This window comes from Micromonospora phaseoli, from assembly GCF_900109115.1.
Classification (GTDB): domain Bacteria; phylum Actinomycetota; class Actinomycetes; order Mycobacteriales; family Micromonosporaceae; genus Micromonospora; species Micromonospora phaseoli.
The window spans coordinates 234,576-257,521 of record NZ_FNYV01000006.1 but is presented as its reverse complement, the minus strand read 5'-3'; the positions used below and the strand labels follow the sequence as shown (position 1 = coordinate 257,521).

The window sequence follows — 22,946 nt, the reverse complement described above, 5'->3', positions numbered from 1 at the left end:
GGGAGGAACAGCAATGGGTATCGAGGAGAAACTTCCCGCCGGCGTCCTGCTCACCTCGGTGGAGAAGCTGGTCAACTGGTCGCGCAAGTCCTCGGTCTGGGGCGCCACGTTCGGCCTGGCCTGCTGCGCCATCGAGATGATGGCCGCCGGTGGCCCGCACTACGACATGGGCCGGTGGGGCATGGAGGTCTTCCGGGCCTCGCCCCGGCAGGCCGACCTGATGATCGTCGCCGGTCGGGTGAGCCAGAAGATGGCCCCGGTGCTGCGCCAGATCTACGACCAGATGGCCGAGCCCCGCTGGGTGCTCTCGATGGGTGTCTGCGCGAGCAGCGGCGGCATGTTCAACAACTACGCCATCGTGCAGGGCGTCGACCACGTCGTGCCGGTCGACATGTACCTCCCGGGCTGCCCGCCGCGGCCGGAGATGCTCATCGACGCGATCCTCAAGCTGCGCGAGAAAATCGGCCACGAGCCGCTCGGCCCGAACGGCCGCAAGATGCTGGCGGCCCGCGAGGCGCGCGGTGACGTGCCGGTGGTGCCGTACGGCTCGATGCCCTCGTCGTACCGCAACGACAAGGCCCGGCGAGCCGAGTGGACGAAGGCCGTCCGCGAGGGTCGCGAGGAGCAGTTGCGGATCGAGAACTGGATGAACGCCCAGAACCACCTCCAGCCGTACCGGGGGATCAAGTGACTGACTCCAAGCCGACCACCGGTGGCGTACCGATTCCGGTGACGCCCGCCGGTGCGACCAGCGGTGCGCCCGCCGAGTTCCCGCCGGCCGCCCCGGCCGGCCGGGGCATGTTCGGCAACCAGGGCACCGGTGACGTCTCCGGCTTCGGTGGCCTGGTCCGGCCGCAGCGCGCCGTCGAGAACGCGGCCCGGCCGTACGGTGGCTACTTCGACGAGGTGTACGACGCGCTGGAGGAGGCGTACCCGGCCTTCGGCGAGGCGATCGAGCAGGTGGTCCTCGACCGGGGCGAGCTGACCCTGCACATCCGCCCGGAGCGGATCGCCGAGGTCTGCCAGGTGATGCGGGACGACCCGGCGCTGCGCTTCGAGCTGTGCGCCTCGGTCTCCGGAGTGGACTACCTGGGCGCCGACGAGCGCCGGCTGCACGTCGTCTACCAGCTGACCTCGATGACCTACCGGCGGCAGATCCGGCTGGAGGCCGCGGTCTCCGTCGAGGACCCGCACCTGCCCAGCGTCACCGCCGTCTACCCGACGGCCGACTGGCAGGAGCGGGAGGCGTACGACATGTTCGGCATCGTCTTCGACGGCCACCCGGCGCTGACCCGCATCCTCATGCCGGACGACTGGGAGGGTCACCCGCAGCGCAAGGACTACCCCCTCGGCGGCGTGCCCGTGGAGTACAAGGGCGCTGAGATCCCGCCGCCCGACAAGCGGAGGTCTTACCAATGACCGGGTCCAACTACGCCACCGAACGCGATACCACCGAGGGTCGGGTCTTCACCGTCACCGGCGGGGACTGGGACGACGTCGTCTCCGGCGTCGACCCGATCAACGAGGGTCGGATCGTCGTCAACATGGGCCCGCAGCACCCGTCCACACACGGTGTGCTCCGGCTGGTCCTGGAGCTGGAGGGCGAGACCGTCCGGGAGGCCCGCTCGGTCGTCGGCTACCTGCACACCGGCATCGAGAAGAACCTCGAGTACCGCAACTGGGTACAGGGTTCGACCTTCGTGACCCGGATGGACTACCTCGCCCCGATCTTCAACGAGACGGCGTACTCCCTCGCGGTGGAGAAGCTGCTCGGCATCACCGACGACGTGACCGAGCGGGCCAACACCATCCGGGTGCTCATGATGGAGCTGAACCGGATCTCCTCGCACCTGGTGTGGCTGGCCACCACCGGCATGGAGCTGGGCGCGATCTCGATCATGCTCTACGGCTTCCGGGAGCGCGAGTACATCCTGGAGATCTTCGAGCTGATCACCGGCCTGCGGATGAACCACGCGTACGTCCGGCCGGGTGGCGTCGCCCAGGACGTGCCGGACGAGGCGATCGTCAAGATCCGCGACTTCCTCAAGCTCATGCCGAAGCGGCTCAAGGAGTACGAGGACCTGCTCTCCGGCCAGCCGATCTGGTTGGAGCGGACGCGGAACGTGGCGGTGCTCGACGTGACCGCCTGCGTGTCGCTCGGCGTCACCGGTCCGGTGCTCCGCTCGGCGGGGCTGGCCTGGGACCTGCGCAAGACCATGCCGTACTGCGGCTACGAGACGTACGAATTCGACGTGCCGACGCACACCGACGGCGACGTGTGGGGCCGTTACCTGGTGCGGCTGGCCGAGATCCGGGAGTCGCTCAAGCTGGTCGAGCAGGCCCTGGACCGGCTCAGGCCCGGCCCGGTGATGGTGGCCGACAAGAAGATCGCCTGGCCGGCGCAGCTGGCCATCGGCGTCGACGGCATGGGCAACTCGCTGGAGCACGTCGCCAAGATCATGGGTCAATCGATGGAGTCCCTGATCCACCACTTCAAGCTGGTGACGGAGGGCTTCCGGGTGCCGCCGGGCCAGGTGTACGTGGGTATCGAGGCACCCCGCGGTGAGCTGGGCGTGCACGCCGTCTCCGACGGCGGTACCCGGCCGTACCGGGTGCACTACCGCGAGCCCAGCTTCGTCAACCTCCAGGCCCTGCCCGCGATGGCCGAGGGTGGCCTGATCGCCGACGTGATCGCCGGCGGCGCCTCGCTGGACCCCGTCATGGGAGGTTGTGACCGGTGACTGTCTTCACTGACGAGACGCGGACCAGGGCGCGGGAGATCATCGCCCGCTACCCGGCGGACCGGTCCCGTTCGGCCCTGCTGCCCCTGCTGCACCTCGTGCAGGCCGAGGAGGGTTACGTCTCCCCGGCCGGCGTCGCGTTCTGCGCCGAGGTGCTCGGCCTGAACAAGGCCCAGGTCGGCGCGGTGGCCAGCTTCTACACGATGTACAAGCGCCGGCCCACCGGTGACTGGCTGGTCAGCGTCTGCACCAACACCATGTGCAACGTGCTCGGCGGCCAGGAGGTCTACGACACCCTCGCCGAGCACCTCGGCGTCGGGCACGACGAGACCACCGCCGACGGCAAGGTCACGCTGGAGCACGCCGAGTGTCTGGCCGCCTGCGACTACGGCCCGGTGCTGACCGTCAACTACGACTTCTTCGATGGCGTCGACCCGCAGACCGCGGTGGGACTGGTCGACGAGCTGCGCGCTGGCGGCCGGCCCACGCCGAGCCGGGGCGCCCGCCTCTGCACGCTGAAGGAGATGGCGATCCAGCTCGCCGGCTTCGCCGACGAGCGGGAGGGCGCCGTCGCCGACGGCGTGCCAGGCGAGCCGAGCCTTCGTGGCCTGCGGCTGGCCCAGCAGCACGGCGTCTCGGCGCCGGGCTTCGACCCGAACACCCCGATCCGCAGCGGCAAGGCGGGCGACAAGCCCGCCCCGGCCACCCCGGCGAAGGCGACGCCGACCGGCAGCACCGCACCCGACGTGCCGGCACCGGACCGCAAGTCGCCGGAGGTACGTGCCGCCGAGACCCGGCAGCCGGACGCGAAGACCGCCGTGCCGGACGCTCCCGGCACCAAGGTCCCGGTCGACGGCGCGGCGCCGTCGTCGGGTGACGCGCAGGCCGCGCAGGACGCCGGTGCGGCGGCCAACCGGCCGGCCGGTGACGGCAAGCCGGCCGGCGACGACGCGCAGGCGCAGGAGCGCAACCTCAGGGAAGCGGAGTCCAGCGGCCACGGCCGGGGCTCCGCGAACGACAAGGGGGCTCAGAAGTGACCATGCCTGCGGCGGAAATCCTGGGCAAGCTGACGCCGGTGCTGACCAAGCGCTGGCTGTCGCCGGACGCCTGGAGGATCGGCACCTACGAGAAGTTGGACGGCTACGCCGCGCTGCGTAAGGCGATCAAGGCGCACCCGGACGACCTGATCCAGCTGATCAAGGACTCGGGGCTGCGTGGTCGCGGTGGTGCCGGGTTCCCCACCGGTCTCAAGTGGGGCTTCATCCCGCAGGGCGACGGCAAGCCGCACTATCTCGTGGTCAACGCCGACGAGGGTGAGCCGGGCACCTGCAAGGACCTGCCGCTGATGACCCACGACCCGCACTCGCTGGTCGAGGGCGTGATCATCGCGTCGTACGCGATCCGGGCGAGCCGGGCCTACATCTACATCCGGGGCGAGGCCGTGCACGCCGCGCGCCGGCTGCGCAACGCGGTGAACGAGGCGTACGCCAAGGGCTACCTCGGACGCGACATCCTCGGCTCGGGCTTCGACCTGGACCTCGTGGTGCACTCCGGCGCCGGGGCGTACATCTGCGGCGAGGAGACGGCGCTGCTCGACTCGCTGGAGGGCTTCCGGGGCCAGCCCCGGCTGCGCCCGCCGTTCCCGGCCACCCACGGCCTGTACGCCAGCCCCACCGTGGTCAACAACGTGGGCACCATCGCCAGCGTGCCGTACATCGTGCTCGGTGGCGCGGACTGGTGGAAGTCGATGGGCACCGAGAAGTCCGCCGGCCCGATGATCTACTCCCTCTCCGGACGGATCGCCAACCCCGGCCAGTACGAGTGCGGCCTCGGCATCACGCTGCGCGAGCTGATCGAGCTGGCCGGCGGGATGCAGCCGGGGCACAACCTGAAGTTCTGGACCCCGGGCGGATCGTCGACCCCGCTGCTCACCGCCGAGCATCTGGACGTGCCGCTGGACTTCGAGGGGGTGGCCGCCGCCGGCTCGATCCTCGGCACCACCGCCACCCAGATCTTCTCCGACCAGGACTGCCCGGTCTACGCGACCTACCGGTGGCTGGAGTTCTACCACCACGAGTCGTGCGGCAAGTGCACCCCGTGCCGGGAGGGCAACTACTGGATGGTCCGGGTCTACCGGCGCATCCTCTCCGGCCAGGGCACCCAGGCCGACCTGGACACCCTCCTGGACACCTGCGACAACATCCTCGGTCGCTCGTTCTGCGGCCTGGGTGACGGTGCCACCAGCCCGGTGACCTCGTCGCTGAAGTACTTCAAGCAGGACTACCTCGACTACATCGAGGGACGGACCGCGCCGAAGTTGTCCGACAAGCAGTTGGTGGGAGCCCACTAATGACGGACGTTGCCAAGTCGACCGACACGGTCACCCTCACCATCGACGGCGTCGAGGTCACCGCCCCCAAGGGGGCGCTGCTGATCCGGGTCGCCGAGCAGATCGGCACCGAGATCCCCCGGTTCTGCGACCACCCGCTGCTGGCCCCGGCCGGCGCCTGCCGGCAGTGTCTGGTGGAGGTGGAGGGGCAGCGCAAGCCCGTCGCCTCCTGCACCCAGACGGTCGCCGACGGCATGGTGGTCCGTACCCAGCTCACCTCCCCGGTCGCCAAGAAGGCGCAAGAGGGGATCATGGAGCTGCTGCTGGTGAACCATCCGCTCGACTGCCCGATGTGTGACAAGGGCGGTGAGTGCCCGCTGCAGAACCAGGCGATGTCGACCGGCCGCACCGACTCCCGGTTCCACGAGCACAAGCGGGAGTACCCGAAGCCGCTGCCGATCAGCACCCAGGTGCTGCTCGACCGCGAGCGGTGCGTGCTCTGCCAGCGCTGCACCCGGTTCACCGAGGAGATCGCGGGCGACAAGTTCATCGACCTGATGAACCGCTCCTCCGCCGAGGAAATCAACATCTACCGGGACGAGGAGTACGGCGCCGAGGGCGAGGAGGGGGATGTTCCCTTCAACTCGTACTTCTCCGGCAACACCGTGCAGATCTGCCCGGTCGGCGCGCTGACCGGCACCCAGTACCGGTTCCGGGCCCGCCCGTTCGACCTGGTCTCCAGCCCGAGCGTCTGCGAGCACTGCTCGGCCGGCTGCGCCCAGCGCACCGACTGGCGGCGGGGCAAGGTGATGCGCCGGCTGGCCGGCGACGACCCGCAGGTCAACGAGGAGTGGAACTGCGACAAGGGCCGGTGGGGCTTCCAGTACGCCCGCGCCGCCGACCGGCTGACCACCCCGCTGGTGCGCGACGAGCGCACCGGTGAGCTGCGGGAGGCGTCCTGGAGCGAGGCGCTCAGCGTCGCCGCCGAGGGACTGCGCGCCGCCCGGGACACCGGCCAGGGCGCGGCGGTGCTCACCGGCGGTCGGCTGACCGTCGAGGACGCGTACGCGTACGCCAAGTTCGCCCGGGTCGCCCTGCACACGAACGACATCGACTTCCGGGCCCGCCCGGTCTCCCGTGAGGAGGCCGACTTCCTGGCCAGCAACGTCGCCGGCAGCACCGACGTCACCTACACCGACGTCGAGAACGCTCCCGCCGTGGTGCTGGTCGGCCTGGAGCCGGAGGAGGAGTGCCCGATCCTCTTCCTGCGACTGCGCAAGGCGTACCTGAAGAAGAAGCTGACGGTGTACGCGATCGCGCCGTTCGCCACCCGTGGCCTGGAGAAGCTCGGTGCCAAGCTGGCCCGGGTGGTGCCGGGTGAGGAGGCCGGCGTGCTCGCCGAGCACGCCACGGTCGCCGAGGCGCTCAGCACCGAGGGCGCCATCCTGATCGTGGGTGAGCGGCTGGCCACCGTGCCGGGTGGTCTCTCCGCCGCCGCCGAGGTGGCCGCGCGTACCGGAGCGAAGCTGGCCTGGGTGCCGCGGCGCGCGGGTGACCGCGGCGCAGTCGACACCGGCTGCCTGCCGAACCTGCTGCCCGGCGGGCGGCTGGTGACCGAGCCGGCCGCTCGCGCGGAGCTGGGCGAGGCGTGGGACCTGCCGGCCGGGGCGATCCCGAGCCAGGCGGGCCGGGACACCGACGGCATCCTCGCCGCCGCCGCCGCGGGTCAGCTCGGCGCTCTCGTGGTCGCCGGGGTGGACCCGGCGGACCTGGCCGACCCGCGCCTGGCCGAGCAGGCCCTGGACGCGGTGCCGTTCCTGGTCAGCCTGGAGCTGCGGGCCAGCGCGGTGACCCGTCGGGCGAACGTCGTCCTGCCGGTCGCGCCGGTGGTCGAGAAGGCCGGCAGCTTCCTGGACTGGGAAGGCCGGCTGCGTCCCTTCGACGCGGTGCTCGACACCGCCGCGATGACCGACGGCCGAGTGCTCGACGCGCTGGCGGCCCAGCTGGACGTCCGGCTGGGTACCGGTGACGTGCCGTCCGTCCGGCGTGAGCTGGGCGGCCTGCCGGCGACCCGGGTGAGTCGCCCGGCCGTCCCCACGGTCGAGCCGGGCACCGTCGGGCAGCTCGGCCCCGGCGAGGCGGTCCTGGCGACCTGGCACCAGCTCGTCGACCTGGGCAGCCTGACCGACGGTGACGAGCACCTGGGTGGCACCGCCCGTCCGCCGGTGGTCCGGCTGGGCAAGGGCACCGCCGAGGCGCTCGGCGTCGCCGACGGCGACCCGGTGACGGTGGGTACCGACCGGGGTGCGCTGACCCTGCCGGCGGCGATCACCGAGATGCCGGACGGCGTGGTCTGGCTGCCGACCAACTCGCCCGGCGCGACCGTGCGGCGCAGCCTGGGCGCGACCTCCGGCGCGGTGGTGCGGGTCTCCGTACCCGGCACGACGGGGCCGGCCGACGCCGACGCGAACGAGAGGCGGGCACAGTGACCACGAGCTACCTCGCTCAGGCGCCGTCGCTGAGCGACTTCGGCCACGACCCGTGGTGGCTGGTGCTGGGCAAGATTGTCTTCGCCTTCCTCGTCGCCCTGCTCGGCACGTTGCTGGGCGTCTGGTTCGAGCGGCGGGTCGTCGGCTTCATGCAGGTCCGGCCCGGCCCCAACCAGCTCGGCCCGTTCGGGCTGCTGCAGACCCTCGCCGACGGACTGAAGATGGCCTTCAAGGAGGACATCCTGCCGCGCTCGGCGGACAAGGTCATCTACTTCTTCGCCCCGGCCATCTCGGTGATCTGCGCGGTCACCGCGCTCTCGGTGATCCCCTTCGGCCCGATGGTGAGCATCTTCGGCCACCAGACGCCGCTGCAGGTCACCGACGTGCCGGTCGCGGTGCTGGTGGTGCTCGCTCTCTCGTCGATGGCGGTCTACGGCATCGTGCTCGCCGGCTGGGCCTCCGGCTCCACCTACCCGCTGCTCGGCGGCCTGCGCTCCACCGCGCAGCTGATCTCCTACGAGGTGGCGCTGGGGCTGTCCATCGTGGCGGTCTTCATGCTCGCCGGCACGATGTCCACGAGTGAGATCGTGGCCGCGCAGGCCAACGGCACCCAGCTGAGCCTGCTCGGCTTCGACATCCAGGCACCGGGCTGGTACGCCGTGCTCCTCTTCCCCAGCTTCGTCGTCTTCTTCATCTCGATCGTCGGCGAGACCAACCGGCCGCCGTTCGACCTGCCCGAGGCGGAGTCGGAGCTGGTCGCCGGCTTCATGACGGAGTACAGCTCGCTCAAGTTCGCGCTGATCATGCTCAGCGAGTACGTCGCGATGGTGACCATGTCGGCCTTCACCGTGACGCTCTTCCTGGGCGGCTGGCACGCGCCGTGGCCGATCACCATGTGGTCGGGCGCCAACTCCGGCTGGTGGCCGCTGCTCTGGTTCTTCGCCAAGGTCATCCTGATGGTCTTCGTCTTCGTCTGGCTGCGCGGCACGCTGCCCCGGCTGCGGTACGACCAGCTGATGCGCCTCGGCTGGAAGGTGCTCATCCCGATCAGCCTGGTCTGGATCGTGGTCCTCGCCGGCCTGCGCACCATCGACGACTGGGACACCCAGAGCCGGATGTACGCCATCGGCATCCCGGCCGGCATCGTGCTGCTCGCCGCGCTGTTCTGGCCGAGCCGCAAGCCACAGCCGCAGCCGAGCCTCGCCGAGCAGGTCGAGAACCGGCCGCCGGGCAGCTTCCCGCTGCCCCCGATGGATCTGCAGGTACCACCGAGCCCGCGTACCCGGCGCATGGTCGCCGAGCGGGAGCCGGCCAACGTTCCCGCCGGCCAGGACTCTGAGGAGGTGTGACGTGGGCGCGATTACCGGAACGTTCAAGGGCTTCGGGGTCACCTTCTCGCACATGTTCAGGAAGGTCGTCACGACCGACTACCCGTTCACCCCGCCGACGCCGGCGCCGCGCTACCACGGGCGGCACATTCTCAACCGGTACCCGGACGGGCTGGAGAAGTGCATCGGCTGCGAGCTGTGCGCCTGGGCCTGCCCGGCGGACGCGATCTACGTCGAGGGTGGCGACAACACCGACGAGCAGCGCTTCTCGCCCGGTGAGCGGTACGCCAGCGTCTACCAGATCAACTACGCCCGGTGCATCTTCTGCGGGCTCTGCATCGAGGCCTGCCCGACCCGCTCGTTGACGATGAGCAACGAGTACGAGCTGGCCCGGGACAACCGGCAGGACCTGATCTTCACCAAGGAGCAGCTGCTGGCGCCGCTGCTGCCGGGGATGGAGCAGCCGCCGCACCCGATGCGACTCGGTGACAGCGAGAAGGACTACTACATCGGCAGCCTCACCAACCCGGGCACCTCGGCCGGGGCGGAGCGGTCACCGATGGGCCCGGGCCACTACCAGGTGGACGAGCACCCGGGCGTCACCTTCCCCGGTGCCGAGCAGGCCGCCGCGCGGGCCGAGGCGGAGAAGGGGGAGTCGGCATGAACACCTCGACGCTGCTCGCCGCCTCCGGCGCGGTCTCCGGCGGCGAGGCGGTGACCTTCTGGATCCTCGCCCCGCTCGCCCTGGCCGGCGCGATCGGCATGGTCGCGTCCCGCAACGCGGTGCACTCGGCGCTCTGGCTGGTGCTGACCATGCTCAGCCTGGGCGTGTTCTACGTCCTGCAGGCCGGCCCGTTCATCGGCATGGTGCAGATCATCGTCTACACCGGCGCGATCATGATGCTCTTCCTGTTCGTGCTGATGCTGGTGGGCCGCGAGGCGTCCGACTCGCTGATCGAGGTGCTGCGCGGCCAGCGGATCGCGGCGATCGGGTTGGGCGTGGGCTTCGCCGTCCTGCTCGGCAGCGGGGTCTACCGGGCCACCGAGGGCACCGTGCCGGTGGGCCTGGAGCAAGCCAACTCCGGCGGCAACGTGCAGGGAATCGCCCGGCTGCTCTTCACCGACTACGTCTTCGCGTTCGAGCTCACCGCGGCGCTGCTGATCACCGCCACCATCGGCGGCATGATCCTGGCGCACGTCGAGCGGCGCAAGGAGGACAAGCGCGATCAGGTGGCCACCATGAAGGCCCGCTTCGCGCCCGGCAACTACCCCGGACCGAGGCCCGGTCCGGGCGTCTTCGCCACCTCCTCGTCGGTCGCCACCCCGGCCCGCCTGCCGGACGGTCGGCTCAGCGACCGGAGCACGCCGGACATCCTGCCGGTGCGGGAGCTGACGGCCGAGGAGACCACGTTGAAGGGCACTGAAAAGTGAGCGACTTCTTCTCGGTCGAACCGAACTACTACCTGGTCCTCTCGGCGGTGCTGTTCACCATCGGTGCGGCCGGGGTGCTGGTTCGGCGCAACGCGATCGTGCTGTTCATGTGTGTCGAGCTGATGCTCAACGCGGCCAACCTGGCGCTGGTCACCTTCAGCCGGATGAACGGTGACCTCAACGGCCAGATCATGGCGTTCTTCGTGATGGTGGTGGCGGCGGCCGAGGTCGTGGTCGGGTTGGCCATCATCATGGCGATCTTCCGTACCCGACGCTCCGCCAGCGTCGACGACGCCAACTTGTTGAAGTACTAGAGGGGCCCACCGGTGGACGAAATCTTGACGTACGCCCAGGCTGCTCCCGCCGGGACCGTCACGTATGCGACGGCCGACGGGCTGCTGAGCAGCGTCTGGCTGCTGGTGGCGATCCCGCTGGTCAGCGCGATGGTCCTGCTGTTGCTCGGGCGGCGGGCCGACCGTTGGGGACACTGGCTCGGGGTGGCCTCCATCGGTGCCGCGTTCCTACTCGGTCTGACCTACTTCATCGGCCTGCGCGGCCTGGAGAACAAGTCGGTCCAGCTGAGTCTCTGGGACTTCATCGTGGTCGGCGGTCTGCACGTGGACTTCGGCCTGCTGTTCGACCCGCTGGCCGGGGTCTTCGTCCTGCTGATCACCGGCGTGGGCTTCCTGATCCACCTGTACGCGGTCGAGTACATGGCCCACGACGAGGGCCGGCGGCGCTTCTTCGCCTATTTCAACCTGTTCGTCGCGGCCATGCTGCTGCTGGTCCTCGGCAACAACTACGTGATGCTCTACTTCGGCTGGGAGGGCGTCGGTCTGGCGTCGTACCTGCTGATCTCCTTCTGGTACACCAAGCCGGCCGCCGCCACCGCCGGTAAGAAGGCGTTCCTGATGAACCGGGTCGGCGACGCCGGCCTGGCGATCGCCATCTTCATCATGTTCGCCACCCTGGGCACCACCCAGTACGACGAGGTGTTCAACTCGGTTGGCGCGCTGGCCGGCGGCACGGTGCTGGCGATGGGCCTGCTGTTGCTGCTCGGCGCGGCCGGCAAGTCCGGCCAGTTCCCGCTCCAGGCATGGTTGCCGGACGCGATGGAGGGCCCGACCCCGGTGTCGGCGCTGATCCACGCCGCGACGATGGTCACCGCGGGTGTCTACCTGATCGCCCGCTCCAACATCATCTTCTCGGCCAACGCCACGCTGCAACTGGTGGTGGTCAGCGTCGGCGCGTTGACGCTGCTGATCGGCGCGATCATCGGCTGCGCCAAGGACGACATCAAGCGGGTGCTGGCCTGGTCGACGGTGAGCCAGATCGGCTACATGTTCCTCGGCGTCGGTCTGGGCGGCGGGGCGTACGCGCTGGCCATCGTGCACCTGCTGGCGCACGGCTTCTTCAAGGCGAACATGTTCCTCGGCGCCGGCTCGGTCATGCACGGCATGTCCGACCAGGTGGACATCCGCCGGTTCGGCGGGCTGTCGAAGTACATGAAGATCACCTGGCTGACCTTCGGCGCGGGCTGGCTCGCCATCATCGGCATGTTCCCGTTCTCCGGGTACTTCTCCAAGGAACCGATCATCGCCGCCGCCTTCGAGCGGGAGGGCTGGACGGCCTGGCTGTTCGGCGGGGCGGCGGTGCTCGGCGCAGCGCTGACCGCGTTCTACATGACCCGGCTCTTCGTGCTCACCTTCCACGGCCCGAAGCGTTGGACCACGGACATCGAGCACCCGCACGAGTCCCCGCCGCTGATGACCATCCCGCTGATCCTGCTCGGCATCGGCTCGCTGGGCGCCGGCTGGCTGCTGGCCACCTCCGTCCCGGACTGGCTGACCGCCACCTCCGGCCTCGCGGTCGCCGAAGCACACCACGACGCGGTGCTTCCGCACTGGGCGATCGTCGCGCTGTCGCTGGGTGTCACCGTGCTCGGTGCCCTGCTGGGCTGGTTCCTGTTCCGGGGCGGCACGGCGATCGAGCCGCAGCCGGCCGGGGTGCTGGTCACCGCCGCCCGCAAGAACCTGTACACCGACGCGGTCAACGAGGCGGTCTTCGAGAAGCCGGGCGTCTTCCTCACCCGGGCACTGGTCTACCTGGACAACCGGGGGATCGACGGGCTGGTCAACGGCTTGGCGGCCGGCGTCGGCGGCGGTTCGAGCCGGCTCCGGCGGCTGCAGACCGGCTTCGTCCGGTCGTACGCCACCTCGATCCTGACCGGCGCGCTGCTGGTGGTGGCCGCCTTCCTGGCCGTACAGGCGGGGTGGTTGGCGTGATCGACCTCAAGAGGCCGACAGCCTCTCAGGCGGCCGTCGCCGGCGGACCGCACAGTGACGACGGAGGTAAGGCCGCATAATGTCCGACTTCCCGTTCCTCTCGGTGCTCACCGTGGCACCGCTGGTCGGCGCCGTGGTGGTCGCCCTCCTGCCGCGCAGCCGGCCCACGCTGGCCAAGCAGGTGGCGCTCGGCTGGTCGCTGCTGGTGCTGGCGCTGTCCGTGGTCATGTGGGTCAGCTGGCAGGTCGACGGTCAGCGCTTCCAGTTCCGTGAGTCGTACCCGTGGATCCCGAACTGGGGGGTCAGCTTCACCTTCGCCGCCGACGGCATCGCGCTGGTCATGCTGATGCTGATCGCGGTGCTGGTGCCGCTGGTGATTCTCGCCTCCTGGCACGACGCCGAGTCCTCGAAGCGTTCGGTGCCGGTCTACTTCGCGCTGCTGCTCGTCCTCGAATGCACGATGCTCGGTGTCTTCGCCGCCGCCGACGTCTTCCTGTTCTACGTGTTCTTCGAGGTCATGCTGGTGCCGATGTACTTCCTGATCGGCAGCTACGGCGGCCACCAGCGGCAGTACGCGGCCGTCAAGTTCTTCCTCTACTCGCTGGTCGGCGGCCTGTTCATGCTGGCCGCCGTGATCGGCCTGTGGGTCGTCGGCGGCAAGACCTTCGACTGGGTGGCGCTGTCCGAGGTGGACATCTCCACCGGCGCCGAGCGCTGGCTCTTCCTCGGCTTCTTCATCGCCTTCGCGATCAAGGCGCCGTTCTTCCCGTTCCACACCTGGTTGCCGGACGCCGGTGGTGCCGCGCCGGCCGGCGCCGCGGCGCTGCTGGTCGGCGTGCTGGACAAGGTCGGCACCTTCGGCATCCTGCGCTACTGCCTGCCGCTGTTCCCGGACGCGGCCCAGTGGTTCGCGCCCTGGGCGCTGGGCCTCGCGGTGATCGGCATCATCTACGCCGCGCTGCTGGCGGTCGGGCAGAACGACCTGAAGCGGCTGGTGTCGTACACGTCGATCGCCCACTTTGGCTTCATCGGCGTGGGCATCTTCGCCTTCACCACCCAGGCGGGCACCGGTGCGGTGCTCTACATGGTCAACCACGGGCTGGCCACCGGCCTGCTCTTCCTGGTGGTCGGCATGTTGATCAGCCGCCGGGGCTCGGCGCTGGTCAGTGACTTCGGTGGCGCCGGCAAGCTCGTGCCGGTGCTGGCCGGGGTGCTCTTCTTCGCCGGCCTCGCCTCGCTGGCCCTGCCCGGCACGGCACCGTTCGTCTCCGAGTTCCTCGTACTGATCGGCACCTTCACCGTCAACAAGCCGGTCGCCATCATCGCCACGCTGGGCATCATCCTGGCGGCGGCCTACGTGCTGTGGATGGTGCAGCGCACCACCCAGGGCACGCTGAACCCGGCGCTGACCGAGATCGACGGGATGAAGCGTGACCTCAACCTGCGCGAGAAGTTCGTGGTCGCGCCGCTGATCGCGCTGATCGTGCTGCTCGGCTTCTACCCGAAGCCGGTGACGGATGTGATCAACCCCGCCATCCAGGCGACCCTGGAGGACGTCGGTCGGTCCGACCCGGCCCCGACGGTGGACACCCTCCAGGAGGCGAGCCGATGAGCCCCGCAGTCGCGGAACGAAAGGCTGGTCCGGTGAGCGCGAGGAGTGAGCTTGCGAGCCCCGCAGTCGCGAACGAAAGGCTGGTCCGGTGACCGAGCTTGAACTGCCGCCGATCGACTATGCGGCACTCGCACCTATCCTGATCATGCTGAGCGCGGCGGTGCTCGGGGTGCTGGTCGAGGCGTTCGTTCCCCGGCGGCTGCGGCATCCCGTCCAGCTGCCGCTGGCGCTGCTGGCGGTGCTCGCGGCGCTGACCATGGTGGTGTTCAACGCCGACAAGCGGGTGATCACCATCGGGGTGATCGCCGTCGACGGGCCGACGCTGTTCCTCCAGGGCGCGATCCTGGCGCTGTCGGCGGTGGCGCTGCTGCTGATCGGCGAGCGTGCGGTCGAGCGGGGTGGGGCGTTCGTCGCCCACGCCGCGGTGACCGCCGACTCCCCGGAGGACCGGCGGCAGGCGGAGAACGTCGGTGGTGCCGGCGAGGTGTACCCGCTGACCACCTTCGCCATCGCCGGAATGCTGATCTTCGTGTCGGCGAACGACCTGCTGACCATGTTCATCGCGCTCGAGGTCTTCTCGCTGCCGCTCTACCTGCTCTGCGCGCTGGCTCGTCGCCGGCGACTGCTGAGCCAGGAGGCGGCGATGAAGTACTTCCTGCTCGGCGCGTACGCCTCGGCGTTCTTCCTGTTCGGGCTGGCGCTCATCTACGGTTTCACCGCCGGTCTGGGCGACCGTCAGGCCGGCGTCGACTTCGCCACCGTCAACGCGGCAGTGGCGAACTCGACGGCGAGCCCGGTGCTGCTCTTCGCCGGCATGGCTCTGGTCGCCATCGGGCTGCTGTTCAAGGCGGCGGCAGCACCGTTCCACGTCTGGACGCCGGACGTGTACCAGGGTGCGCCGACGCCGTTGACCGGGTTCATGGCGGCGTGCACCAAGGTCGCCGCGTTCGGGGCCCTGCTGCGGGTGTTCCACGTCGCCTTCGAGGGCGCGCGGTGGGACTTCACCCCGGTGCTCGGCGTGGTGGCGGTGCTCACCATGCTGGTCGGCGCGCTGTTCGCGGTGACCCAGACCGACATCAAGCGGCTGCTGGCGTACTCGTCGATCGCCAACGCCGGTTACCTGCTGGTCGGTGTGCTGGCGCCGGGCAGCGAAGGGCTCTCCGGCACCATGTTCTACCTGGTCGCGTACGGCTTCACCGTGCTGGCCGCGTTCGCGGTGGTGACGCTGGTGCGGGACGCCGACGGGGAGGCCACCCACCTGTCCCGCTGGGCCGGTCTGGGCCGCAAGTCACCGCTGTACGCCTCGGCCTTCACCTTCATCCTGCTCGCCTTCGCGGGTATCCCGATGACCAGCGGCTTCACCAGCAAGTTCGCGGTCTTCGGCCCGGCCCTGGAGGGCGGGCAGGTGTGGCTGGTGATCGCCGGCGTGCTGAGCAGCATGGTGCTGGCCTTCCCGTACCTGCGGGTCGTGGTGATGATGTGGCTCTCCGAGCCGGGCGAGTCGACGCCGACCGTCGCCGTTCCTGGCGGACTGACCTCGGCGGCGCTGGTGATCGGGGTGCTCGCCACCCTGGTGCTCGGTGTCGCGCCGGCGCCGCTGCTCGACCTGGCCACCTCGGCCGCGGACTTCGTCCGGTAGGGCAGGAGCTGTTCGTCGAGGGCCGGCCCACCGCCTGTGGGCCGGCCCTCGCCTCGTATCCCCGGTCCGGTGCAGGTAGAACGTGTGTGGCATGGTGGAGTGGTGGCGATTAGGGGTGGCGAAGGTTCAGGTGTCACCGGCTCCGGTGGTCGCCGGAACCGGCACGGCGCGACTCAGTTCGGCGCGCTCGGCCTTCATCTCGCCGATCCGCCCACCGAGGAGTCCGTGCTGGGTGTGCTGGGTTCGGTCGAGTCGGAGCTGCGGGCCAGCATCGCCAGCGCCGACCCGTTCGTGACCGAGGCGGCCGGGCACCTGGTCGAGGCCGGCGGTAAGCGTTTCCGGCCGCTGCTGGTGGCCCTGGGCGCCCAGTTCGGCGATCCGACCCGGCCGGAGGTCGTGTCGTCGGCCGTGGTGGTGGAGCTGACCCATCTGGCCACGCTGTACCACGACGACGTGATGGACGAGGCGTCGGTGCGCCGGGGCGCGCCCAGCGCCAACTCCCGGTGGACCAACTCGGTTGCCATCCTGGTCGGCGACTACCTCTTCGCCCGGGCCGCGGACGTCGCGGCCGAGCTGGGCCCCGAGGCGGTACGTCTGCAGGCGCGTACCTTCGCCCGGCTGGTGCACGGGCAGATCGCCGAAACCGTCGGCCCGCGCGCCGACGACGATGCGGTGGCGCACTACCTGCGGGTGATCGCCGAGAAGACCGGCTCGCTGATCGCCACCAGCGCCCATTTCGGTGGCCTCTTCGGCGGTGCCGACCCGGCGCAGGTGGCGGCGCTGGCCGGGTACGGCGAGACGATCGGCGTGGCGTTCCAGCTCTCCGACGACCTCCTCGACATCGCCAGCGAGTCGACGGAGTCGGGCAAGACCCCCGGCACCGACCTGCGGGAGGGGGTGCCGACCCTGCCGGTGCTCTACGCTCTCGCGTCGGACGACGCGGACGCCTCGTCCACCCGGTTGCGGGAGGTCCTCTCCACCGGCCCGCTGACCGACGACGCCCTGCACGCCGAGGCCCTCGGCCTGCTCCGCGAGTCCCCCGCCCTCAAGCGCGCCCGGGAGACCGTCCGCAGCTACGCCGAGGACGCCAGATCCCGGCTGGCCCCCCTGCCCGACGTGCCGGCCCGCCGCGCCCTGGAGTCCCTCTGCGACCACATCGCCGACCGCACCAGCTAACCCCCACCCCCACCCCCAACCCCCTCCCGGTCCGTTGATCAAGAGGTTTTGGTCGCCGCACGCCCGAAAATCAGACGCAAACTTCTTGATCAACTCGGGCTGGGGCTGGGGCTGGGGCTGGGGGAGGGGCTGGGGCTGGGGCTGGGGGAGGGCGCGGGAGGGGGGAGGAGGCGGGTGGCGGTGAGCATGAGGGCGGCGGCGGCGAGCATGGCGATGGCGGCCGTGAGCCACATCGCGGGGTAGCCGGCCGCGGCGGCCAGTGGGCCCAGCGTGAGCGGGCCGAGGCAGCCGCCCGCGTACACCCCGGTCTGCGTTATCGAGGTGGCGGCGGCCGGCGCCTGGGGATGTAGCTGGACCACCGCGAAGTTCATCAGCCCCGGCCAGGACCAGCCCAGCCCGAAGCCGAGCAGTACGCCGACCACCAGCGGCCCGGAGCCGGAGACCGCGAGCAGGCCCAGCCCGACCGCGCCGGCCACCAGCAGGCCGGCTATCACGCTGATGTGCCCGCCGGAGCGGCGATCGGCCAGCCAGCCGACCCCGATCCGGGCGGCGACGCAGACGGCACCGCCGAGGGTCAGGGTGAGTCCCGCCAGGCCCGGCTCGAGACCCCGGTCGACCGAGGCGTCCACCACGAAGGTGCCCAGGGCGTTCGCCGCGCCCGCGGCGAGGGTCGCGGCCACCCCGACGACGACCAGCCCCACGCTCGCGCTGCCGGTCCTGGCGGCGGCCGGGCGGGCTGGTTGCGGGCCCTGCGAGGGTACGGCCGGCAGCGTGGCCAGAGCGGCAGCGGCGGCGGCCACGAACGCCCACCGCCAGCCGACGGTGAGTGCGAGGGCGGGCACCGCCGCGCCGGCCAGCAGCGTGGAGATCGGGATGGCCGCCTGTTTGACGCCGAACGACAGGCCCTGCCGGCGTGGCGGCACGTGCCGGGCCAGCAGGACGTTGCTGGACAGCTGGCCGAAGGCGTTCGCGGTGCCGGCCACGGCCAGCAGGCCGAACAGCACCGGATAGGACCGGGCCAGCAGCGCCACGGCGAGCAGACTGCCGGCGGAGACCAGGATGCCGGTCCGGGCAACCACGGCACCGCCCCACCGTTCGACCAGCGCACCGGAGGGCACCGAGGCGAGCGCGCCGACCCCGAAGTAGACCGCCACGACGAGCCCCAGCCCGGCGGGGGAGAAGCCCAACTCGGCCCGCATCTGCACGGCGAGGCCACCGACCAGGAAGACCGGCAGGACGCAGGCGATGGTGACGGCGACCGCCACGGCGCTCGCCCGGACGGGCCGTGCGGCGGCTTCCCGAGCGTGGGCGGGGGCGCTGTTGGTCATGGTGGGGCCAACCTACGTCAGCCGCATCTCGGCGACGGAAAGTGCGTCCGACCTCACATCTCTGCTCCGATGACCTTGGATCCTCCACCCGATCAGGCGTTTCGCGGCGGGCGACTTTTTCATATGGTGTAAGTCCCCGGTGGCGGAGGTGGTTGTGCGTGACCCCCTGGCGGAACCTTCGGACCTGATCCGGAGTGTCTCCCGCGCGCTTCGAGTGCTTGAGTCGGTCGGTCGTGCCCCGCGCGGGTTGACGGTGAAACAGATCGCCCGCCGCTGCGAGTTGACCGTCGCCACCACCTACCACCTGGTGCGCACCCTCGCGTACGAGGGCTACGTGATCCGTCGGGAGGACGGCACGTACATCGTGGGCCTGGAGGTGGCCGACCGTTACCGGGAGCTGGTGGCGGCGTTCCGCGGTTCCCCGGCGATCGGCGAGAGCCTGCGCCGGGCCGCCATCGAGACCGGCTGGAGTCACTATCTGGGCCGGTTCGTGGGCGGCCAGGTGGCGATCACCGCCGTCGCGGAGGGCAACCGGTCGCCGTACCTGGAGGATCTCGTGCCCGGCTTCGACGAGGGGGCGCACGCCACGGCGCTCGGCAAGGCGCTGCTGGCCACCCTCACCGCCGAGCAGCGCGGTCGCTACCTGCGCGACTACGGAATGCGCCCGTTCACCACCGCCACCCTCACCACGCCGGAGGCGTTCGAGGCCGACCTGGTGGCCGGGGAGCGGCGTGGGATGCAGTTGGAGCTGGGCCAGTTCCGGCAGGGGGTGGCCTGCGCCGCCGTCCTGGTCAACCCGGACAAGGACATGGAACGGCGGACGGTACTGGCCTGTGCCCTGCCGGCCAGCGAGATGATGACCTCCGCCCGGGTGGTCCGGGCCAAACTGCTCGCCGCGGCCCGCACGATCGCCGACGGCATCGCCGCCGACACCTGACGCCCACCGAGACGGCCCCCGCCCTGGTGGGGAGGGGGCCGTCGGGCGGGCGGCCGGCGCGGACGCCGGGGCGGGGTCAGCTGCCGACCGGTCCGCCGTCCAGCCGCCAGGTCACCACCACACCCGGCTTGGCGTAGTCGCCGTCGGGCCAGGTGGAGGCCGGCTTCTCGACCGTCGCACCGGTCAACTCGCCCGGGTGCTGTACGGCGACGAAGAGCGAACGCTCGTCCTCGGTGAAGAACGGGCCGCAGGTCTCCGCGCCGAGCGGCACGGTCAGGAACTGCTTCAGGCGGCCCCTCTCCGGCCCTTCGATGGGCGTGGCGAAGAGGCCGTCGTTGCTGCCCAGGGCGTTGCCGTCGGTCGAGATCCAGAGGTTTCCGACCCGGTCGAACAGCAGGTTGTCCGGGCAGGAGATCGGCGACACCTTGGTCTTGTCGTACCCGGCGAAGTAGGTCGACGGGTCCGCCGGGTCGCCGCAGACGATCGGCAACGACCAGGTGAAGGTGTCCGAGGTGTTGTCTCCCCGGTTCTCGACCAGCTCAAGGATCTGGCCGTGCCGGTTACCGGTACGCGGGTTCGCCTCGTCCGGCCCGGGGTTGCTGCCGACGCCCCGGTTGGTGTTGTTGGTCAGCGCCACGTACACCTTGCCGGTGACCGGGCTGATCTCGACCTCTTCGGGACGGTCCATCTTGGTCGGGGCGACCTTGTCGGCGGCGAGCCGGGTGAAGGTCAGTACCTCGGCGGCGGTCATCCCGTCCACGTACGAACGGTTGCCGCTGACCAGCTTGATCCAGCGGCCCTTGCCGTTGAAGGCGCCGTCGCTGGGCAGGGTGCCGGAGCCGTCGATCTCACCGGCGCTGGTCTGGTCGAGCTTGGCGACGTAGAGGGTGCCGGACTCCAGCAGCGTCAGGTTGTGCTTGCGGGCGACCCAGGAGTCACCCTTCATGAACTTCCGGTCCGAGACGAACTTGTAGAGGTAGTCGAAGCGCTCGTCGTCGCCCATGTACGCGACCACGTGGCCGCTCTTGGCGACGATGACGTTCGCGCCCTCGTGCTTGAACCGGCCCAGCGCGGTGTGCTTACGCGGGCGGCTCTCCGGGTCGAAGGGGTCGATCTCCACGATCCAACCGTGCCGGTTGGCCTCGTTGGGGTGCTTGGCCAGGTCGAAGCGGGCGGCGACGCGGTCCCACTTGCGGTTGTCGCTGGGGTAGCGGGTGGTGGTGCTGATGCCGTAGCGGGCCAGTCGGGCCTTCTCGGACTCCGGCGCGCCGTCACCGCCGACGAAGTACTGGTTGAAGTTCTCCTCGCCGGAGAGCACCGTGCCCCACGGGGTCGTGCCGCCGGCGCAGTTGTTCAGCGTGCCGATGACCGTGCGTCCCTTCGGGTCGGCCGCGGTCCTCACGAACGACGAGCCGGCGGCCGGGCCGGTCAGCTCGAAGGTGCTGCTCAGCGCGTCGACGCGCCGGTTGTACGGGCGGCGGCCGGCGGTGACCAGGCGCCACTGGCCGGTGCCGGCGACCCGCTCGATCTCCACCACGGACATGCCGTGCGCGGCCATCGCCACCTTCACCTGCTCGACACTGAGCGCGTCCTGGCTGGTGAAGCCGGGGAACATCAGGTTCTCGTTGGTGTACTCGTGGTTGACCACGAGCAGCGCCCGCTTGCCGCCCTTGTCCAGCGGCAGCACGCCGACGTAGTCGTTGTTGTAGCCGAACTGCTTGGCCTGCGCGGCGGCGGTCTGCCGGTGCAGGTTGAACGCCGGCGCGCCGGGCAGCACCGGGTCGCCCCAGCGGATGATCACTGCGTGGTCGTACCCGTTGGGCACGACGAACGTGTCCAGGGTGTTCGGCGGGATCGGCTTGAAGCTCAGCGCGCCGCTACCCGGGCGACGGCCGGCGGTGGCCGGGGTCGCGAGAGGCGCGGCGGACACCGGGGCCGCGGCGGCGGGAGCCGCGCCGGCCAGCGCACCGGCGGCGGCACCGCCGAAGCCGAGCACCAACGCACCGACCGCCCCGGCGCGGACCACGCCTCGGCGGGAGACCTCGGCGTTCACCACGTCGCCGAAGTACGCGTTGTCGGAGGTGTTGGGTACCGGGTGGTCACAGGCGTTGCCGCAGCGGTACAGGCAGGTCATGGCATCGCGGCTGCCGTGGCGGGGGGTGCGCAGCAACGGGAGCAGCCGGGGACGGTCGCTCATGGGGAGGATCCTCCTGAGGGTCGGTGCACGCCGGTGCAGCTCACCGACGCGTACCCGCCGGACGCTAGGAGAGCGTGGTGAGCGTGGGTCAGCGTCGATGTGAACCAGCGATGAACTCCGCGCCGGGAATCCCGGGTTTGAGCTGGGACTGAACCGATCGGCGTGACCGCACGTATCTCAGGTCGTAACGCCGCGCCCGCTCGCGTCGAGTGCGAGGAGAGCACCATCAGCGACCACGACGCCCACCTGCTGCGCGCTCTGCATGACGAGCATGCCGACGCGCTGTACACGCACGCGTTGCGACTGGTCAACGGTGATCGGCAGCGCGCCGAGGACCTGGTGCAGGAGACGCTGCTGCGGGCCTGGCGGCATCCGGAGTCGCTCGATCCGCGGCGCGGATCGGTCCGCGCCTGGCTCTTCACCACCGCCCGGAACCTGGCGATCGACGCCTGGCGGCGGCGGTCGACCCGGGTCGGTGAGATCTACACCGACGAGCTCCCCGAGCCGCCGGAGGTCGTCGACGAGACCGAACGCGCCGTCGAGGCGTGGACGGTCGCGGAGGCGCTGAACCGGCTCAGCCCCTCGCACCGAGACGTGCTGGTCGAGTGCTTCTACCAGGGGCGATCGGTCTCCGAGGCCGCCTCCCGCCTGGGGGTGCCGCCGGGCACGGTGAAGTCCCGGACCCACTACGCGCTGCGTTCGCTACGTCTCGTCCTGGCCGAGATGGGGGTGACCGGATGAAGCGCTGCGAGTTCATGTACGACGACGGCGCGTACGTGCTGGGTGCGCTTTCCCCGACCGATCGCGCGGCCTACGAGCGGCACCTTGTCGACTGCCCGGCCTGCCAGCAGTCGGTCTCCGAGATAGCCGTCCTGCCCGGCCTGCTCGGCCGGTTGGACCCGGCCAGCCTGGAGCAGTTCCTGCCGCCGCCGGAGAACCCCCGGGTGCCCGAACTGCTCAATGCCGCCCGGGACCGTCGGCGCCGCGAACGACAGGCCAACCGGCTGCGGTACGCGGTCACCGGCCTGGCTGCGGCCGCGTTCGCCCTGGTGGTCGGCTTCGGGGTGGCCACGTTGCTGCCGGGGCAGGGGGCGACGGCACCGGTGGCCCAGGTGCGGATGGTCGAGATGCAGCCGGTGGCCGGGTCGGTGCCGGTGCACGCCGAGATCGGGTTGACCGGCACCAACTGGGGCACCGAGGTGACCATGCACTGCGGGTACGACGAGCGGACCGGGTACGGCAAGGCGAACACCTTCCGGCTGGTGGCCCACGCCGGGGACGGCTCGCAGGAGCAGATCGGTTCCTGGCTGGCGGCCCCCGGTGACGACCTGCGGATCAGTGGCGCGACCCGATTCACCAACGCCGAACTGGTCCGGCTGGAACTGATCCGGGCGGACGGCACTCCCGTCCTCGCCTACGACGTCCGCTGAGCGGCTGCCCGCCGGCGAGCGGGC

General features: G+C 70.5%; 19 protein-coding genes. 17 read left to right on the top strand and 2 right to left on the bottom strand.

Annotation, left to right across the window (positions count from 1 at the left end; genetic code table 11):
* Positions 1-13: 13 nt before the first annotated feature.
* From BMY89_RS17490 to BMY89_RS17425, 14 genes are all read left to right on the top strand, one after another.
* Entirely contained in the window at positions 14-691 is a 678-nt protein-coding gene (locus BMY89_RS17490; RefSeq protein ID WP_092381058.1) for a NuoB/complex I 20 kDa subunit family protein, read from the top strand.
* Complete coding sequence (locus tag BMY89_RS17485; RefSeq protein WP_092381057.1) at positions 688-1,419, top strand: NADH-quinone oxidoreductase subunit C; 732 nt, start codon at positions 688-690, stop codon at positions 1,417-1,419. The genes BMY89_RS17490 and BMY89_RS17485 overlap by 4 nt, the downstream gene beginning before the upstream one ends.
* Complete coding sequence (locus tag BMY89_RS17480) at positions 1,416-2,741, top strand: NADH-quinone oxidoreductase subunit D (RefSeq protein WP_092381056.1); 1,326 nt, start codon at positions 1,416-1,418, stop codon at positions 2,739-2,741. The genes BMY89_RS17485 and BMY89_RS17480 overlap by 4 nt, the downstream gene beginning before the upstream one ends.
* The gene (gene nuoE / locus BMY89_RS17475; protein WP_092381055.1) at positions 2,738-3,778 is read left to right on the top strand and encodes an NADH-quinone oxidoreductase subunit NuoE; all 1,041 of its coding nucleotides are present in this window, start codon (positions 2,738-2,740) and stop codon (positions 3,776-3,778) included. The genes BMY89_RS17480 and nuoE overlap by 4 nt, the downstream gene beginning before the upstream one ends.
* Positions 3,775-5,091 carry an NADH-quinone oxidoreductase subunit NuoF gene (gene nuoF, locus BMY89_RS17470; RefSeq protein WP_092381054.1) on the top strand — a complete coding sequence of 439 codons (1,317 nt, stop codon included), beginning with the start codon at positions 3,775-3,777 and terminating at the stop codon, positions 5,089-5,091. Before nuoE ends, nuoF begins: the two co-directional genes overlap by 4 nt.
* Positions 5,091-7,559 carry an NADH-quinone oxidoreductase subunit G gene (locus BMY89_RS17465; protein WP_092381053.1) on the top strand — a complete coding sequence of 823 codons (2,469 nt, stop codon included), beginning with the start codon at positions 5,091-5,093 and terminating at the stop codon, positions 7,557-7,559. Before nuoF ends, BMY89_RS17465 begins: the two co-directional genes overlap by 1 nt.
* Positions 7,556-8,908, top strand: coding sequence for an NADH-quinone oxidoreductase subunit NuoH (gene nuoH / locus BMY89_RS17460; protein WP_092381052.1), 1,353 nt, complete (start codon positions 7,556-7,558; stop codon positions 8,906-8,908). The genes BMY89_RS17465 and nuoH overlap by 4 nt, the downstream gene beginning before the upstream one ends.
* A 1-nt stretch (position 8,909) precedes the next feature.
* Positions 8,910-9,551, top strand: coding sequence for an NADH-quinone oxidoreductase subunit NuoI (gene nuoI / locus BMY89_RS17455; protein WP_092381051.1), 642 nt, complete (start codon positions 8,910-8,912; stop codon positions 9,549-9,551).
* Positions 9,548-10,318, top strand: coding sequence for an NADH-quinone oxidoreductase subunit J (locus BMY89_RS17450; protein WP_092381050.1), 771 nt, complete (start codon positions 9,548-9,550; stop codon positions 10,316-10,318). Before nuoI ends, BMY89_RS17450 begins: the two co-directional genes overlap by 4 nt.
* The gene (nuoK, locus tag BMY89_RS17445) at positions 10,315-10,632 is read left to right on the top strand and encodes an NADH-quinone oxidoreductase subunit NuoK (RefSeq protein WP_092381049.1); all 318 of its coding nucleotides are present in this window, start codon (positions 10,315-10,317) and stop codon (positions 10,630-10,632) included. Before BMY89_RS17450 ends, nuoK begins: the two co-directional genes overlap by 4 nt.
* Positions 10,633-10,644: 12 nt before the next feature.
* Positions 10,645-12,603 (top strand): NADH-quinone oxidoreductase subunit L, encoded by a 1,959-nt coding sequence (gene nuoL / locus BMY89_RS17440; protein WP_092381048.1) that lies wholly within the window; start codon positions 10,645-10,647, stop codon positions 12,601-12,603.
* Positions 12,604-12,682: 79 nt separating this feature from the next.
* Positions 12,683-14,215 (top strand): NADH-quinone oxidoreductase subunit M, encoded by a 1,533-nt coding sequence (locus BMY89_RS17435; RefSeq protein WP_092381047.1) that lies wholly within the window; start codon positions 12,683-12,685, stop codon positions 14,213-14,215.
* An 88-nt stretch (positions 14,216-14,303) separates the two neighbouring features.
* Positions 14,304-15,854, top strand: a complete 1,551-nt coding sequence (gene nuoN / locus BMY89_RS17430) for an NADH-quinone oxidoreductase subunit NuoN (RefSeq protein ID WP_092381046.1) — start codon at positions 14,304-14,306, stop codon at positions 15,852-15,854.
* Positions 15,855-15,956: 102 nt separating this feature from the next.
* Complete coding sequence (locus BMY89_RS17425; protein ID WP_092381214.1) at positions 15,957-17,030, top strand: polyprenyl synthetase family protein; 1,074 nt, start codon at positions 15,957-15,959, stop codon at positions 17,028-17,030.
* Between the two features lie 89 nt (positions 17,031-17,119).
* Here BMY89_RS17425 and BMY89_RS17420 read toward each other — a convergent pair whose 3' ends face one another.
* Positions 17,120-18,358: an MFS transporter gene (locus BMY89_RS17420; RefSeq protein WP_092381045.1), complete on the bottom strand. Its 1,239-nt coding sequence runs from the start codon at positions 18,356-18,358 to the stop codon at positions 17,120-17,122.
* A 154-nt stretch (positions 18,359-18,512) separates the two neighbouring features.
* Between BMY89_RS17420 and BMY89_RS17415 the strand changes: the two genes are divergently transcribed.
* On the top strand, positions 18,513-19,295 hold the full coding sequence (locus BMY89_RS17415) for an IclR family transcriptional regulator (RefSeq protein ID WP_092381213.1): 783 nt from the start codon (positions 18,513-18,515) through the stop codon (positions 19,293-19,295).
* 76 nt (positions 19,296-19,371) lie between these two features.
* On the opposite strand, the gene BMY89_RS17410 is transcribed toward BMY89_RS17415, so the two are convergent.
* Positions 19,372-21,492 carry a PhoX family protein gene (locus BMY89_RS17410; RefSeq protein ID WP_092381044.1) on the bottom strand — a complete coding sequence of 707 codons (2,121 nt, stop codon included), beginning with the start codon at positions 21,490-21,492 and terminating at the stop codon, positions 19,372-19,374.
* A gap of 246 nt (positions 21,493-21,738) precedes the next feature.
* On the opposite strand from BMY89_RS17410, the gene BMY89_RS17405 reads away from it, so the two are divergent.
* Together BMY89_RS17405 and BMY89_RS17400 are read left to right on the top strand one after the other, a co-directional pair.
* Positions 21,739-22,233 (top strand): sigma-70 family RNA polymerase sigma factor, encoded by a 495-nt coding sequence (locus BMY89_RS17405; protein ID WP_232521407.1) that lies wholly within the window; start codon positions 21,739-21,741, stop codon positions 22,231-22,233.
* Complete coding sequence (locus tag BMY89_RS17400; RefSeq protein ID WP_092381043.1) at positions 22,230-22,922, top strand: anti-sigma factor family protein; 693 nt, start codon at positions 22,230-22,232, stop codon at positions 22,920-22,922. The genes BMY89_RS17405 and BMY89_RS17400 overlap by 4 nt, the downstream gene beginning before the upstream one ends.
* The last annotated feature ends 24 nt before the right edge of the window (positions 22,923-22,946 follow it).

Bases quoted from the DNA above. Each gene is read 5' to 3' on its own strand.
- BMY89_RS17420 (WP_092381045.1), bottom strand. From the start codon at position 18,358: ATGACCAACAGCGCCCCCGCCCACGCTCGGGAAGCCGCCGCACGGCCC.
- BMY89_RS17410 (WP_092381044.1), bottom strand. From the start codon at position 21,492: ATGAGCGACCGTCCCCGGCTGCTCCCGTTGCTGCGCACCCCCCGCCAC.
- BMY89_RS17480 (WP_092381056.1), top strand. From the start codon at position 1,416: ATGACCGGGTCCAACTACGCCACCGAACGCGATACCACCGAGGGTCGG.
- BMY89_RS17435 (WP_092381047.1), top strand. From the start codon at position 12,683: ATGTCCGACTTCCCGTTCCTCTCGGTGCTCACCGTGGCACCGCTGGTC.
- BMY89_RS17450 (WP_092381050.1), top strand. From the start codon at position 9,548: ATGAACACCTCGACGCTGCTCGCCGCCTCCGGCGCGGTCTCCGGCGGC.
- BMY89_RS17400 (WP_092381043.1), top strand. From the start codon at position 22,230: ATGAAGCGCTGCGAGTTCATGTACGACGACGGCGCGTACGTGCTGGGT.
- BMY89_RS17465 (WP_092381053.1), top strand. From the start codon at position 5,091: ATGACGGACGTTGCCAAGTCGACCGACACGGTCACCCTCACCATCGAC.
- BMY89_RS17490 (WP_092381058.1), top strand. From the start codon at position 14: ATGGGTATCGAGGAGAAACTTCCCGCCGGCGTCCTGCTCACCTCGGTG.